Raw genomic sequence first — 14,082 nt, 5'->3', positions numbered from 1 at the left:
TGGAGATCGTCAGTAAATTTGATGAAGAAAAAAACATTTCCTGACGTTACTATCGCCCTTTCTCTGCTAATGTAATTTATAGCTTTGGCTATACTTTTCAGAAGAGGGAGAAACCATCGTGTCCGTGCCTTTACTGCTGACTCTGCTGGCTGGCGGCGCCACTTTTATCGGGGCTTTTCTGGGCATTATCGGCCAGAAACCTTCGCCGCGCGCGCTGGCTTTTGCGCTGGGTTTCGCCGCCGGTATTATGCTGCTGATTTCATTAATGGAGATGCTGCCCGCCGCGCTGGAAACGCCGGGTATGTCGCCTTTGATGGGCTACGGCATGTTTATCGCCGGTCTGCTCGGCTACTTCGTGTTGGATCGACTGCTGCCGCATCATCATCCGCAAGATTTAATGGGCGGAAAATCGCCGCGCAATCTGCGTCGTACCGCCATGCTGCTAACGCTCGGTATCAGCCTGCATAATTTTCCGGAAGGCATCGCCACCTTTGTCACCGCCAGCAGCGATCTGGAGCTGGGTATGGGGATCGCGCTGGCGGTGGCGATCCACAACATCCCCGAAGGACTGGCCGTCGCCGGGCCAATGTATGCCGCGACGGGATCGAAAAAGAAAGCGCTGTTCTGGGCCGGTTTGTCCGGCATAGCCGAAATCGCGGGCGGCCTTTGCGCTTTCCTGCTGATGGGGCCGTTGCTGTCACTGGTGATGATGGGCGCGGTGATGGCGGCCGTCGCGGGGATTATGGTGGCGCTTTCCGTAGACGAGCTGATGCCGCTGGCGCGCGATATCGCGCCAGACGTTAACCCCAGCTACGGCGTGCTGTGCGGCATGACGGTGATGGGATTAAGCCTGACGCTGCTGGAAAGCGCCGGCCTGAGCTAATCGCAGACGAAAAAAACCCCGGCTTGCCGGGGTTACAGAGTGCCGGCGACAAAGCCGGCCAGCATTTAGCCAGGAACGAGAAGCTCAGCTCGCCTGGCGCGTTTCGCGGCTGCGGCGGTAAGCCACCAGATCCTCGATGGTCACTACCGGCATCTCATGCTGTTTTGCAAACGCGATGGCTTCCGGCGCGTGCGCCATAGTGCCGTCGTCGTTGGTCAGCTCGCACAGTACGCCAGCAGGTTTGAAACCGGCCAGCGTCACCAGATCGATCGTGGCTTCCGTATGGCCGCCGCGCGTCAGCACGCCGCCGTCACGAGCGCGCAGAGGGAAAACGTGTCCGGGGCGGTTGAGATCGCCTGGTTTAGCGTCGTCGGCGATAGCGGCGCGAATAGTGGTGATGCGATCCGCGGCGGAAACGCCGGTAGTCACGCCTTCAGCCGCTTCGATAGTCACGGTGAAACCGGTGCCGAATGAGCTGGTGTTGTTCTCTACCATCATCGGCAGTTCCAGCTGGCGGCGGCGCTCTTCGGTCAGGCACAGGCAGACGATGCCGCTGCCGTGGCGGATGGTCAGCGCCATCTGTTCAACGGTCATGGTTTCCGCAGCGAAAATCATATCGCCTTCGTTTTCACGATCTTCGTCATCCAGCACCATTACGCCGCGACCGTTGCGCAAGGCGTCGATAGCGCGCTCCACACGCTCTTCAGGCGTGCCAAATTCAGAAAGAAGCGTCTGATTCATGGTAAATAATCCTTTGTGTTATATGGGTTACCAGAACCAGGGCGAGCTTAGGAGTGTCTTACAGCGACAAAAAAATAACGGCGTGGCAGGCATAGCCCGACAGGATACGTTACTCTCTCCCATCCGGACTTTAACCGTCGGCCCCGGAATTACACCGGATCTGCTGACCTTCAGACCAGGAAAGCCTGAAGCGCTCGCGGGCTTTCAGCCGTAGCCGATTTACCGCCGGTGGGGAATTTCGCCCCGCCCTGAGAATAAGCCTGTTTACTATAACGCCGAAAAAATAGCAGGGCAACGAACAAAACAGGCAAATCGTTAGCCATTTTGCCGCTTTGGCGTTTTTGGGTTTAACCTTTGGAGTTATGGCATTACACTTAACGAAACTTTGTCGCTATCAGGAAGCCGCCATGATTGACCCGAAAAAAATTGAACAACTTGCCCGTCAGGTTCATGACTCTATGCCAAAAGGGATCCGCGAGTTTGGCGACGACGTCGAGAAGAAAATCCGTCAGACTCTGCAGTCGCAGCTGAGCCGTTTGGATCTGGTTAATCGCGAAGAGTTCGACGTGCAGACGCAGGTGCTGCTGCGCACCCGCGAAAAACTGGCCGCGCTGGAGAGCCGTATCGCCGAGCTGGAAAGCCGCGGTGCGGACAACGCGCCGAAAGAAGTGCTGAAAACGGAAGATATGCAGTAAGGCTAAGCCGTTAAGAAAGGCGCCGCTCAACGGCGCCTTTTGCATTTATAAAAGGCGATCCTCAGCCACTCAGCTTTTGGTTTGGATCTTTTTAATGATGTTGCTGGTAGAGATACCGTCTTCAAAGTTCAGCACGCGAACCTCGCCGCCGTTTGCCCAAACCTCTTTACTGCCCGCAATCTCTTCCGGCTTGTAGTCGCCGCCTTTCACCAGCAGATCCGGCAGGATATCGGCGATCACGCGCTGCGGCGTATCCTCTTCAAACGCCACTACCCAGTCAACCGCTTCCAGCGCGCCCAGCACGATCATGCGGTTTTCCAGCGGATTCACCGGACGACTTTCGCCCTTGAGGCGTTTGGTGGAGGCGTCGCTGTTTACCGCGACGATCAGGCGATCGCCCAGCTTGCGCGCGTTGGCGAGATAGGAGACGTGGCCGGCGTGCAGAATATCGAAACAGCCGTTGGTCATGACGACTTTCTCGCCGCGACGGCGTGCCAGCGCCACTGCCTCTTTCAGCTGCGCTTCCGTCATCACGCCAAATCCGGCCTCAGGCCGCGCGCGAATGGCGTTCTCCAGCTCCACCGGCGAAACGGTCGAGGTGCCCAGCTTGCCAACCACGACGCCTGCAGCGGCGTTAGCCAGGAAGCAGCACTCTTCCAGCGTGTTACCCGCGGCCAGCGCGGCGGCCAGTACGCCGATAACCGTATCGCCCGCGCCGGTCACATCATAGACTTCCTGCGCCTGAGTCGGCAGATGCACCGGATCTTTGCCCGGCTGCAGCAGCGTCATGCCGTTTTCCGAACGCGTCACCAGCAGCGCCGACAGCTCGAACTGCTGCATCAGCGCCATGCCGCGCGCGACGATATCCGCTTCATCTTTGCACTTGCCCACCACGGCTTCGAACTCGGAGAGATTCGGCGTCAGGATGGTTGCGCCGCGATAGCGTTCAAAATCGGTACCTTTAGGATCGACCAGCACCGGCACGCCAGCCTCGCGGGCGATAGCGATAATGCTTTTTACGCTTTCCAGCGCGCCTTTGGCGTAATCTGAAAGCACCAGCGCGCCCGCAGCCGGCAGCGCCTGGCGGATCCGCTGATGCAGCGGCTCAACGTCGATACCTTCGAACCCTTCTTCAAAGTCCAGGCGGATCAGCTGCTGGTTGCGCGACAGCACGCGCAGCTTGGTAATAGTAGGATGCGTAGCGACAGCGACGAAATCACACTGTACGTTAACCCCGCTCAGCGTGTCGTTCAGCGCGCGCGCCGCGTCATCCACGCCGACCAGGCCGACCAGGCGGGAGCTGGCGCCGAGCGAGGCGATGTTCATCGCCACGTTGGCCGCGCCGCCGGGACGCTCTTCCACGTTGTCCACTTTCACCACCGGCACCGGGGCTTCAGGAGAGATACGGCTGGTTGGGCCATACCAGTAGCGATCCAGCATCACGTCGCCAACAACCAGAACACCCGCACGGTTAAAATCGGGCAGCGTCATTTTCATTCCAGATACTCCAGGCTGCAGTCAGTCCAAAAATAGTGCGCGCGATAATAGCACATGCCGTCTGTCCCGCACATTGCGCCAGCATCAAGCTTCCAGCCAGCGCTGCCAGCTGGCGTTGACCACGTTCTGCTCCGCGCTGAATGCTTCCGGCGCAAGCTGTCCGGGTAACGCCTGCAGCGCAAGGTGATGCAGCTCGTCGCGCAGGCTGACGTAAGCGCGGCTCAGCGCGTGCGCCTCTTCCTCGCTCATTTTGTCGTGCCGTGCCAGCAGCGCCAGAATACGTACGTTATCAGACCAGCGCGTCAGCTCCGGCTCCGTGGCGGCGTAGCGTAATACCAGATACTGCGTAATGAATTCGATATCGGTAATGCCGCCGCGATCCGCTTTGATATCCCAGCGCCCTTTATGCCGGTTTCCCAGGTGCGCGCGCATCTTCTCACGCATCTCCCGTACCTCGGTTTTCAGCTTTTCCGGCTCGCGCGGCAAACACAGAATACCGCGTCGAATATCGGTAAACCGCTGGCTCAGGGCCGCATCGCCAAAAACGATGCGCGCCCGCACCAGCGCCTGATGCTCCCAGGTCCAGGCTTCGTGGCGCTGATAGTCATCGAAAGCCGCGAAGGTGCTGACCAGCATCCCCGCCGCGCCGGATGGCCGCAGCCGCGCATCCACCTCATAAAGAATGCCGGATGAAGTGCGGGTGCTGAACAGATGCATAATGCGCTGCGCCAGCCGCAGATAGAACTGGCGGCCATCGATGCTGCGCTCGCCGTCCGTGACCGCTTCCGCCGGGCAGTCGTGCAGAAAGACCAGATCGAGATCCGAGCTGTAGCCCAACTCCCAGCCGCCCAGCTTGCCGTAGCCGATGACCGCGAAGCCGCGCGCCTGCGGATCTTCAAGATGCGAAGGCCGCCCGTAGCGCTGCACCATCATCTGCCAGGCCTGCTGCACCACCTGCTCAATAATGGCTTCTGCCAGCCAGGTAAGGTGATCGCTGACTTTCATCACCGGCAGCGTTCCGGCGATGTCGGCTGCGGCGATACGCAGATGCTGCGCCTGCTTGAACTGGCGCAATGCCTCCAGCTGCTGCTCTTCGTCCTCTTCCGGGATACGCAGCAGATACTGGCGCAGCTCGTCACGGTAGGCATCCGTGGCCGTAGGCTGATAGAGCGTCGACGGGTCCAGCAGCTCGTCCAGCAGCAGCGGATAGCGCGCCAGCTGGCTGGCTACCATTGGCGAAGCCGCGCAGAGGCGAATCAGGTGCTTCAGCGCGCCGGGATACTCTGTCAGCAGCTCCAGATAGGTGGTGCGCGTGACCACGCCCAGCAGCAGCGGCGTCAGGCGGCCCAGCGTGACGTCCGCATCCTCGCGCGGACAAACCTCGGCCAGCAGGCCCGGCATCAGCAGATCCAACGCCTGGCGACCACGCGGCCCGATGGTGCGTTTATCCACATCCTGGCGGAAATCGCCGATGACCCGTAGCAGGTTCTGCTGCGCGTCGCTGGCGAGATGAGGCACCAGCGCGGCCAGCTCCTGCAGCTCCAGGCGATCCTGCCAGAGCACGCCATACTCCGCGTCTTTATTGTCGCCCGCTTCCGGCGCGTCATCGCCGATCAGCTCATCGAAAATAGCGCGCACGGCGGCCATATGCGTTTCCAGCCGGTGATACATTTCCGGCCAGTCCGCCGCGCCCATCGCCCAGGCCAGTCTGGCGCGGTTCAGCTCATCCGTCGGCAGCGTTTGCGTCTGTTCGTCATTAATACTTTGCAGCAGGTTTTCCAGACGGCGTAAAAAGAGCCAGGCTTCGCGTAGTTGACCGGCCTGCTCGCCGGGCAGCAGATGCAGGTCGTCAATCGCCCGCAGCGTAGGTAAAAAGGCCCGCAGCTGTAGCGAGCGCTCACGTCCGCCACGGATTAGCTGAAACACCTGCACGATAAATTCCGTTTCGCGGATGCCGCCAGCGCCCAGCTTGATGTTGTCTTTCAGGCCGCGTCGCCGCACTTCCCTGGCGATCATGCTTTTCATATTGCGCAGCGACTGAATCACGCTGAAGTCTATATAACGACGATAGACGAAAGGCCGCAGCATCTGCTCCAGCTCCTGGCTCCAGCGATCGTCGGCGCCGCCCATCAGCCGCGCTTTCACCATGGCGTAACGTTCCCAGTCGCGTCCCTGCTCCTGATAGTAATCCTCCAGCGCGGCGAAGCTCAGCACCAGCGGCCCGCTGTCGCCGAACGGGCGCAGGCGCATATCCACCCGATAGACGAAGCCGTCCACGGTCGGCTGATCCAGCACTTTGATCAGCCGCTGGCCCAGTCGGGTAAAGAACTGCGCGTTGTCCAGCTCGCGACGGCCGCCTGTGGTGACGCCGTTTTCCGGCCAGGTAAAAATAAGATCGATATCCGAGGAGAAATTCAGCTCGCCGCCGCCCAGTTTGCCCATCCCCAGAATCAGTAACGGCTGCGGCTCGCCCTGCGCGTTGACCGGCGTGCCCAGCTCCAGGCAGCAGGCGTGCCAGAGCCAGTCCCGCGCCGCCACGATCAGCGTTTCCGCCAGCACGCTCAGCTGCCGTAGCGTCGCTTCCGTGGAGCTAAGCGCCAGCGCCTGCATCCAGGCGATCCGCGTCAGCATATGGCGACGAAACAGCCGCAGCTCGCGCATCAGCGTGGCTTCATCCGTCACCTGCTCTATCTCCTGCGCCAGCCACTCCGCATAGTGGCACCACTCTTCCGGCTCCGGCGCCCTTTGCAGAAGATCCTGTTGCCACTCCGGGTAGCGGGCCAGGTTATCGCTGATAAAGTCGCTGAAGGCCGCGGCGGCCCGCAGTGCAGGATCGTCGGTCGGAACCGGCAGCGCGGCCAGCAGTGGCGGCAGCGGCGTTAAAGAGAAAGACGACATAGTTAACTCCCTGTGTGCGGGCGGCGCGGGCCGAAATCAGGCGCCGCTGTTTTTCCAGAAAACAGGCTGCTTCAGCGCCTGTTGACGACAGGAGTCGACCCAGGCTTCCTGCTGTGTTTTGATCGCGTGAGCCAGCTGCTCCCATCCGCTCAGCCAGGCTTCTACCGCCGCTTCATCATAGGCACCCGCCAGCAGTCGCGCAGCGAGCAGCTGTCGGGTCAGGCGGGTCAGTTTGTCCTGATACTCGCTAAACTGACGCACATGGGCGAAAGTTTCTTTCAGATCGGCGGAGACGCGGCCCAGCATGATATCGCCGAAGCGTTTAAAAGAGCCCTGCAGCTTGCTGTCGGTTTTCGAATCGATAAAAGGACGCCAGCCTTCGCTTGCTATCCAGTCAGTAAGCGCTAACTGGGTTTGTAGCCAGAGCGGCGTAAAGCAGAGGGACGGCTGTGCTTTTTTCTCCGCCAGCACCTCTTCTAATTGCGTCAGCTTCTGGCGCAGATCGCTGCTGGCTTTACGCGGCACCAGGGTGCCGAAAAGAGAAAAGGCCTGACGCAGCGTTTCCAGCGCCTCGTGGATCTTGCGCAGCGCCGCCTTGTTGCCGCGCAGCCATAGCTCTTCGTGATACTGCCACTGGCTCAGCGCCAGCGTGAAGGCGGCAAGCATGCCCTCTTCAACCGTGGCTTTCGGCCTGGTTTTCAGCACCGGCAGCGGTCGCGGCTCTGCTTCCACATTTCCCTGCACCAGCGCGTAGCCGCGTGCGGCTTTGCTCAGGCTGCCCAGGCGTAGCTCGCCCATTTCCGCCAGCTCGGCGGCAAAGGCCAGCAGATCGGCGCGTTCGCCTTTTTTCAGCTCAAGCTCGACCTCATGCAGCGGTTCGCTCAGCTCGCCCGCCTGTACTTCGCCGCGATCGAACGCGACTTCAATCTCGCTACTCAGGTAAGTAACCACCCACTTTTCACGCATAAAGTGGGTGCTGAACAGCGGCTGCAGCTGCGCCTGTAAAGAGGAGAGATCAACCTCCTGCGGCCAGATTTCCGCCGGCAGGCGCTCGATGGCCAGCTCCGGCTTTTCCAGCGGCACGTTATATTCCGGCCGCTGATGCAGGCCGCCTACGCTTTGCCCTGCCGCTTTCAGCGTCATTTCATAGCTGTCGCCGAAACCGCGAATGCGCAGTCCCATATCCCAGCGACGCAGCTGGCGATCCGGCGTTTCAAAGTAGATGTTAGTGAGCTTTTGCGGCGCGCTGTGCTGGTTTGGCCAGGCAGCCAGACGAGCCGGTAACTTTTCGGCGCCTTCGGGCGTGGTAATGAACTTTAATTCGATTTCTATGGTCATATTTTCTTAATCAGATTAGCGGCACGGTCATAAAGGCTGAGTATACCCTGAGGAATCGCTTTTATTTATTGCGAAACCAAAAACCGCGAGACGGCGGACAACGTTCAGCCAGATATGACGAAAGAGTAATGTACAATCGTCCTGGTTGTCCCGTCTTTCCTGACGCTTTGCGCGTTGCGTCGAGTCCAGGATAGTTCTCATTCAGCTTTATGCGAGCCATCTCCAGACTGTGCCATTACTTTTTTCCGCACTCACAAAAAAAGATACCGAATGAAAAAAACGCATTTACTTGGCCTCACTTTACTGACTTTCAGCGTTGCCGGTTCGCTTCACGCCGAGGAGAAGCGCTATATTTCCGACGAACTCTCTACCTGGGTACGCAGCGGCCCCAGCGACAGCTACCGCCTGACGGGCACGCTGAACGCAGGCGAGGAAGTCACGCTGGTGCAAACCAATAATGAAACACATTATGGTCAAATTCGGGACGCCAACGGCCGCACATCCTGGATCCCGCTGGCGCAGCTGAGCCAACAGCCGAGCCTGCGCACTCGCGTGCCTCAGCTGGAGCAGCAGGTAAAAGATCTCACCGATAAGCTCGCTAATATTGACGGCAGCTGGAACCAGCGCACCGCAGAGATGCAGAAAAAAGTCGCGGGCAGCGATGACGTTATCAACGGTCTGAAGGCCGAAAATCAGAAATTGAGAAACGAGCTGATCGTCGCGCAGAAAAAAGTCAGCGCCGCCAACGTGCAGCTTGACGACAAGCAGCGCACCATCATTATGCAGTGGTTTATGTATGGCGGCGGCGTAGCCGGCATCGGGCTGCTGTTGGGTCTGCTGCTGCCGCACATGATCCCCAGCCGCAAGAAAAAAGATCGCTGGATGAGCTGACGCTTATCCGGAGCCTTTTGGCTTCATCCTTTCTCTTCGTCTACGCAGACCTGGCTCTCCATAACCCCGGGAGAGCTTCTACAATTCAGGTATAATGCCTGAAATTTTCAGCCCGGGAGTTCGTAGTGAAGAGTTACCTTGTCGGTGGCGCGGTACGCGATGCACTGTTAAATTTGCCGGTCAAAGACAAAGATTGGGTGGTGGTCGGCGCTTCACCCGCCGAAATGCTGGCGCAGGGTTTTCAGCAGGTCGGCCGCGATTTCCCCGTCTTTCTGCATCCTGACACGCAGCAGGAGTACGCGCTGGCGCGCACCGAACGTAAAAGCGGCAGCGGCTATACCGGTTTTGTCTGCTATGCCGCGCCCGACGTGACGCTTGAGCAGGATTTGCAGCGGCGCGATCTGACGATTAACGCTATCGCTCAGGATGATGAAGGCCGCTATTACGATCCTTACCAGGGGCGCGCAGATATCGAACAACGCAAGCTGCGCCACGTCTCCGCCGCTTTTAATGAAGATCCTCTGCGCGTGCTGCGCGTAGCGCGCTTTGCCGCCCGTTTCGCGCATCTGGGCTTTGTTATCGCCGATGAAACGCTTGAGCTGATGCGCTCGATGGCAGAGAGCGGCGAACTGAGCGAACTGACCCCCGAGCGCGTTTGGAAAGAGACGGAAAAGGCGCTGGAGACGCGTACGCCTCAGGTCTATTTTCAGACGCTGCGCGACTGCGGCGCGCTGGCCGTACTTTTTCCCGAGCTGGACAACCTTTACGGCGTACCGGCGCCGGCCAAATGGCATCCGGAGATCGATACCGGCGTGCACACGCTGATGACGCTGGCGATCGCCGCTGAGCTGAGCGAGGAAGTGGACGTGCGTTTCGCCACGCTGTTTCATGACGTCGGCAAGGGACTGACGCCGCCGGAGAAATGGCCCAGCCACCATGGCCACGGCCTGGCCGGCGTGCCGCTGGTGGAGCAGCTTTGTCAGCGGCTGCGCGTGCCGAACGCGATACGCGATTTAGCGCTGCTGGTCACTGAGTTTCATGACCTGGTGCATACCGTCGAACGGCAAAGCCCGGAAACGCTGATCGCCCTTTTCGACCGCATCGACGCCTGGCGCAAGCCGCACCGCGTCGAGCAGATTGCGCTGACCAGCGAAGCGGACGCGCGCGGACGCACGGGCTTTGAGAACAATCCTTATCCGCAAGGCGACTACCTGCGCAAGGCGTTTGCCATCGTGCAGAATGTGTCGACCAGAGAAGTAGTGGCTGCGGGTTATAAAGGTATCGAGGTCAGGGAAGAGCTTACGCGCAGGCGCATTGCCGCGCTGGAGGCCTGGCGAGCAGAGCCGTAGTAAAAAAGAGCCGGACTAAAGTCCGGCTTTTTTTATCAGACGAAAATCATGTATACCGCTGCGGCGACAATAAAGCGGTAGATAGCAAAAGGCACGAAAGAGATACGCTGGATCAGCTTCAGGAACACTTTAATGGCGACCAGCGCCACGATAAAGGCCGTGATAAAGCCAACCGCGAACATCGGCAGATCCGCCATCGACAGAAAGCCCAGGCTTTTATAGAGATCCAGTACCGTGGCGCCCATCATCATCGGCACAGCCAGGATAAAGGAGAACTCGGAAGCCGCGTAGCGACTTACGCCCATCAGCATACCGCCGGAGATGGTCGCACCGGAGCGGGAAAAACCCGGCCACAGCGCCAGACACTGAAAGCAGCCAATCATAAAGGCCTGACGATAGGTCATATCGTCAATCCCTACGGCTTTAGGCTGTTTAGGCTTCAGGAATTCCGCCGCCAGCAGCAGCACGCCGCCGACAACCAGCGCGTACATTACATTGATGGGGTTGAAGAGCGTTTTGATTTGATCGTGAAAAATCAAACCGATGACTACGGCAGGCACCATGCCAAGCAGGATATGAATCAGCGAGAGATGGCCCTTTCCGGTGCCTTCATGGGGAACTTTGCCAAAGTGAATGCCGATCAGACCAAACAGACGGCGCCAGAACATCACCACGACCGCTAAAATCGATCCCAGCTGGATAACTACTTCAAACGTTTCAGCTTTGTCACCCTCAAAGCCTAACAGATGACCGACAATGATCATGTGCCCGGTGGATGAAACGGGGAGAAACTCCGTTAACCCCTCGACAATCCCGAGGATTGCCGCCACCCATAGCTGATGAATATCTGCCATCAAATCTACCCCTATCCGAATTAAAGCCATTAAAAAGGCGGTCGCTGTACGCTACCGCCAAAATTCTGCCCGCAGAAAGGCGGGCCACTCCTCAAGACCACCATAATGTGGTTTGGTTTCATCGTGATGGCAATCACATTGCGCTTATTTCGGAATTGTCCCTCGTTCAATAATGACGCCAACCTGCCGCGCCTGCGCTACCGCGCCCGGTTTGCTTAGCTTGATGCGTATCCAGGGAGAATTGAAACGTTCCAGTAACAGCGAGGCCACCTCTTCCGCCACGCGTTCAACCAGCGCAAAGCGGCCGTTGGCGACATGGTCGATAATGGCGGCGGAAACGTCCGCATAGCTCAGGCAGTCGTTAACGTCGTCGCTCGCCGCGGCTTTGCTGTTATCCCAGGCCATTTCGACATCGAACACCAGTTTCTGCGAAATCGTCTGTTCCCAGTCGTAAACGCCAATGGTGGTGATGACCGACAGCTGCTCAATAAATACGATATCCATGATAGGGTTCTCTGTTTTTGCGGTTGCCGGATACCACTTCCGGCGGTTTATGCGTATTATCCACGGATGACGAGATCAAAACGACCCCTTCAAGACGGAACGGTGTTATGAGTGTATTCGCGCCCGGTATGATTATTTTCGCGTATCTGTGCGGCTCCATTTCCAGCGCGATTCTGGTTTGCCGGCTGTTCAGACTACCCGATCCGCGACAGAACGGCTCCGGCAATCCTGGCGCCACCAACGTGCTGCGACTCGGCGGGAAAGTGCCCGCACTGGCCGTACTGCTGTTTGATATCCTGAAAGGCATGCTGCCGGTCTGGCTGGCTTATCATTACGGCCTGACGCCTTTCTGGCTGGGACTGATCGCTATTGCCGCCTGTCTGGGCCATATCTATCCGGTATTTTTCCAGTTTAAAGGCGGAAAAGGCGTGGCGACGGCGTTTGGCGCCATCGCGCCGATTGGCTGGGATCTCACCGGCCTGATGACCGGTACCTGGCTGCTGACCGTGCTGTTAAGCGGCTATTCCTCGCTGGGCGCCATTGTCAGCGCGCTGATCGCCCCGTTCTACGTCTGGTGGTTTAAACCCGAGCTGACCTTCCCTGTCGCCATGCTCTCCTGCCTGGTGCTGCTGCGCCATCACGATAATATTCAGCGTCTGTGGCGTGGGCAGGAGTCAAAAATATGGAAAAAGAAACGTAAATAATTCCGGTTAACCTTTTGTTTTTAAAAGAACTTCCATATTGATTCCGCTGTATTAATTCAATAAGATACCTGGACTGCGCACACAGATGCGCAGCGTTGTCTTTAATTTATCTTCATACAAGGAAATGTAATGAAAGAATTAACACAGCAAGAAATTGGTCAGGTTAGCGGTGCCGGGATTATTCAGGATGCCCTGAGCAGCGTAGGCGGCTTCGTAGGCGAATCGCTGTACGGCGTCGTGTCTGGTATAGGTGTGGAACTGCCGCTGGTTGGCAACGTAAGCCTGGGGACAGTTTTACCCGATCTGGGCAAAAACATCGGCTCAACCTTAGGCAGCACGGCTGGAGGCATTATTGAAGGCACGATTGCCAAAATCCCGCTGATCGGCGGCTGGCTGAACGGTCTGCTGGGCAACTAAGCCGCTGTTCTGGCGCCATTGCCTGAGTGCAATGGCGCTTTTTAGTTATTCGTCCTGCAGCGGCGACAGCTCCGACAGCGGCCAGCGCGGCCGCACGCTGACGCTCAGGTCGCTACGGGTTCCCCCTTTCAGCCTGACCATTCCCGCATAGGCGATCATTGCGCCGTTATCGGTGCAAAACTCCGGCCTGGCGTAAAACACCTCTCCGCCGCGTGCGCGCATCACGTCCGCCATTCTGGCTCGTAACGTACGGTTGGCGCTGACGCCGCCCGCGATCACCAGCCGGGAAAAACCGGTCTGCTCCAGCGCGCGCCTGCATTTAATAATCAGCGTATCAACCACCGCATCTTCAAATGCGCGAGCCACGTCCGCACGCGTCTGTTGGTCATCGGCGTTTTCGCGAATAGTGTTGGCCGCGAACGTTTTCAGGCCGGAGAAGCTAAAGTCCAAACCTGGCCTGTCGGTCATCGGACGCGGAAAGACAAAGCGCTTCTCGACGCCCTGCTGCGCCATTTTCGACAGCATCGGCCCGCCGGGATAGTCCAGCCCCAGCAGCTTGGCCGTTTTATCAAAGGCTTCGCCCGCCGCATCGTCGACAGACTCGCCCAGCAGCTGATATTCGCCGATGCCGGTCACGCTGATGAGCTGCGTATGGCCGCCGGAAACCAGCAGCGCCACGAAAGGAAAATCGGGCGGATTATCCTCCAGCATCGGCGCCAGCAGATGGCCTTCCATATGATGCACCGGCACCGCCGGCACGTTCCAGGCGAAAGCCAGCGAGCGGCCGATTGTCGCACCAACCAGCAGCGCGCCGACCAGGCCCGGGCCTGCGGTATAGGCGACCGCGTCAATATCCTGCGCCCCGAGGCCCGCCTCTTTTAAAGCCGCCTGGATTAAGGGCACGGTTTTACGCACGTGATCGCGCGAGGCCAGTTCCGGCACCACGCCGCCATAATCGGCGTGCAGTTTAACCTGGCTGTAAAGTTGATTTGCGAGCAAGCCGGCCTTATCGTCATAAATCGCGATACCGGTTTCATCGCAGGAAGTTTCTATTCCGAGCACACGCATGGCATTTACCTCATTCTTGCGGCGCGCAGTGTAGCATGAAGCGGTCACGCGCTGCGGCAATTTTCCACGTTTCGCGGGTGACGCCCTGAAGAATAAGAAGAAAATTTCATCGTCACGCGCCCGCCATTAAGGTATACTCCCTGCCCTGAAAAAACCGGCAGCGGCACAGGCGCATCTGTTGGTGAGACATTATGCTATGGTGCTTTACAACGCAGCCTGTGTTGGAGTAAAATTCCGCACCAT

Annotated in this window: 13 protein-coding genes and 1 riboswitch; of the genes, 6 read left to right on the top strand and 7 right to left on the bottom strand. The window is 58.5% G+C overall.

The window, feature by feature from the left end:
* Positions 1-118: 118 nt before the first annotated feature.
* Positions 119-883 (top strand): zinc transporter ZupT, encoded by a 765-nt coding sequence (gene zupT, locus MKZ79_RS09695; RefSeq protein ID WP_336141569.1) that lies wholly within the window; start codon positions 119-121, stop codon positions 881-883.
* Between the two features lie 84 nt (positions 884-967).
* Here the strand turns inward: zupT and ribB are convergent, their stop codons facing one another.
* Positions 968-1,624 carry a 3,4-dihydroxy-2-butanone-4-phosphate synthase gene (ribB, locus tag MKZ79_RS09690; protein WP_336141568.1) on the bottom strand — a complete coding sequence of 219 codons (657 nt, stop codon included), beginning with the start codon at positions 1,622-1,624 and terminating at the stop codon, positions 968-970.
* A 107-nt stretch (positions 1,625-1,731) separates the two neighbouring features.
* A riboswitch (FMN riboswitch) is annotated at positions 1,732-1,884 on the bottom strand.
* Between the two features lie 147 nt (positions 1,885-2,031).
* On the opposite strand from ribB, the gene ubiK reads away from it, so the two are divergent.
* On the top strand, positions 2,032-2,319 hold the full coding sequence (gene ubiK / locus MKZ79_RS09685; protein WP_336141567.1) for a ubiquinone biosynthesis accessory factor UbiK: 288 nt from the start codon (positions 2,032-2,034) through the stop codon (positions 2,317-2,319).
* 69 nt (positions 2,320-2,388) lie between these two features.
* Here the strand turns inward: ubiK and hldE are convergent, their stop codons facing one another.
* The 3 genes from hldE to MKZ79_RS09670 all read right to left on the bottom strand — a co-directional run bounded on the left by hldE (position 2,389) and on the right by MKZ79_RS09670 (position 8,052).
* Positions 2,389-3,816 (bottom strand): bifunctional D-glycero-beta-D-manno-heptose-7-phosphate kinase/D-glycero-beta-D-manno-heptose 1-phosphate adenylyltransferase HldE, encoded by a 1,428-nt coding sequence (gene hldE / locus MKZ79_RS09680; RefSeq protein WP_336141566.1) that lies wholly within the window; start codon positions 3,814-3,816, stop codon positions 2,389-2,391.
* Positions 3,817-3,900: 84 nt separating this feature from the next.
* Positions 3,901-6,714 carry a bifunctional [glutamate--ammonia ligase]-adenylyl-L-tyrosine phosphorylase/[glutamate--ammonia-ligase] adenylyltransferase gene (gene glnE / locus MKZ79_RS09675; RefSeq protein ID WP_336141565.1) on the bottom strand — a complete coding sequence of 938 codons (2,814 nt, stop codon included), beginning with the start codon at positions 6,712-6,714 and terminating at the stop codon, positions 3,901-3,903.
* 36 nt (positions 6,715-6,750) lie between these two features.
* Complete coding sequence (locus MKZ79_RS09670; RefSeq protein WP_336141564.1) at positions 6,751-8,052, bottom strand: CYTH domain-containing protein; 1,302 nt, start codon at positions 8,050-8,052, stop codon at positions 6,751-6,753.
* A gap of 270 nt (positions 8,053-8,322) precedes the next feature.
* Here MKZ79_RS09670 and MKZ79_RS09665 point away from each other — a divergent pair, with 270 nt between their 5' ends.
* Together MKZ79_RS09665 and MKZ79_RS09660 are read left to right on the top strand one after the other, a co-directional pair.
* Positions 8,323-8,943: a TIGR04211 family SH3 domain-containing protein gene (locus MKZ79_RS09665; RefSeq protein ID WP_336141563.1), complete on the top strand. Its 621-nt coding sequence runs from the start codon at positions 8,323-8,325 to the stop codon at positions 8,941-8,943.
* A 125-nt stretch (positions 8,944-9,068) separates the two neighbouring features.
* Positions 9,069-10,292, top strand: a complete 1,224-nt coding sequence (locus MKZ79_RS09660; protein WP_336141562.1) for a multifunctional CCA addition/repair protein — start codon at positions 9,069-9,071, stop codon at positions 10,290-10,292.
* A 35-nt stretch (positions 10,293-10,327) separates the two neighbouring features.
* On the opposite strand, the gene bacA is transcribed toward MKZ79_RS09660, so the two are convergent.
* A complete protein-coding gene (bacA, locus tag MKZ79_RS09655; protein WP_336141560.1) occupies positions 10,328-11,146 on the bottom strand; it encodes an undecaprenyl-diphosphate phosphatase in 819 nt (272 codons plus the stop codon).
* Between the two features lie 144 nt (positions 11,147-11,290).
* Positions 11,291-11,650, bottom strand: coding sequence for a bifunctional dihydroneopterin aldolase/7,8-dihydroneopterin epimerase (folB, locus tag MKZ79_RS09650; protein ID WP_336141559.1), 360 nt, complete (start codon positions 11,648-11,650; stop codon positions 11,291-11,293).
* A gap of 107 nt (positions 11,651-11,757) precedes the next feature.
* On the opposite strand from folB, the gene plsY reads away from it, so the two are divergent.
* Positions 11,758-12,354 carry a glycerol-3-phosphate 1-O-acyltransferase PlsY gene (plsY, locus tag MKZ79_RS09645; protein WP_336141558.1) on the top strand — a complete coding sequence of 199 codons (597 nt, stop codon included), beginning with the start codon at positions 11,758-11,760 and terminating at the stop codon, positions 12,352-12,354.
* A 129-nt stretch (positions 12,355-12,483) separates the two neighbouring features.
* Entirely contained in the window at positions 12,484-12,771 is a 288-nt protein-coding gene (locus MKZ79_RS09640; protein ID WP_336141557.1) for a hypothetical protein, read from the top strand.
* Between the two features lie 45 nt (positions 12,772-12,816).
* Here the strand turns inward: MKZ79_RS09640 and tsaD are convergent, their stop codons facing one another.
* On the bottom strand, positions 12,817-13,839 hold the full coding sequence (tsaD, locus tag MKZ79_RS09635; protein WP_336141556.1) for a tRNA (adenosine(37)-N6)-threonylcarbamoyltransferase complex transferase subunit TsaD: 1,023 nt from the start codon (positions 13,837-13,839) through the stop codon (positions 12,817-12,819).
* Positions 13,840-14,082 lie beyond the last annotated feature (243 nt).

Origin of the sequence: Erwinia sp. CGal63 (assembly GCF_037026505.1) — a bacterium.
Classification (GTDB): Bacteria; Pseudomonadota; Gammaproteobacteria; order Enterobacterales; family Enterobacteriaceae; genus Erwinia.
Note: the sequence above shows the minus strand (reverse complement) of the source record. Positions and strands in the feature narration are given on the sequence as shown.

Excerpts from the sequence above, each read along its gene's own strand:
- ribB (WP_336141568.1), bottom strand. The coding sequence starts at position 1,624 with ATGAATCAGACGCTTCTTTCTGAATTTGGCACGCCTGAAGAGCGTGTG.
- MKZ79_RS09665 (WP_336141563.1), top strand. The coding sequence starts at position 8,323 with ATGAAAAAAACGCATTTACTTGGCCTCACTTTACTGACTTTCAGCGTT.
- glnE (WP_336141565.1), bottom strand. The coding sequence starts at position 6,714 with ATGTCGTCTTTCTCTTTAACGCCGCTGCCGCCACTGCTGGCCGCGCTG.
- plsY (WP_336141558.1), top strand. The coding sequence starts at position 11,758 with ATGAGTGTATTCGCGCCCGGTATGATTATTTTCGCGTATCTGTGCGGC.
- tsaD (WP_336141556.1), bottom strand. The coding sequence starts at position 13,839 with ATGCGTGTGCTCGGAATAGAAACTTCCTGCGATGAAACCGGTATCGCG.
- ubiK (WP_336141567.1), top strand. The coding sequence starts at position 2,032 with ATGATTGACCCGAAAAAAATTGAACAACTTGCCCGTCAGGTTCATGAC.
- folB (WP_336141559.1), bottom strand. The coding sequence starts at position 11,650 with ATGGATATCGTATTTATTGAGCAGCTGTCGGTCATCACCACCATTGGC.
- MKZ79_RS09640 (WP_336141557.1), top strand. The coding sequence starts at position 12,484 with ATGAAAGAATTAACACAGCAAGAAATTGGTCAGGTTAGCGGTGCCGGG.
- MKZ79_RS09670 (WP_336141564.1), bottom strand. The coding sequence starts at position 8,052 with ATGACCATAGAAATCGAATTAAAGTTCATTACCACGCCCGAAGGCGCC.
- bacA (WP_336141560.1), bottom strand. The coding sequence starts at position 11,146 with ATGGCAGATATTCATCAGCTATGGGTGGCGGCAATCCTCGGGATTGTC.
- hldE (WP_336141566.1), bottom strand. The coding sequence starts at position 3,816 with ATGAAAATGACGCTGCCCGATTTTAACCGTGCGGGTGTTCTGGTTGTT.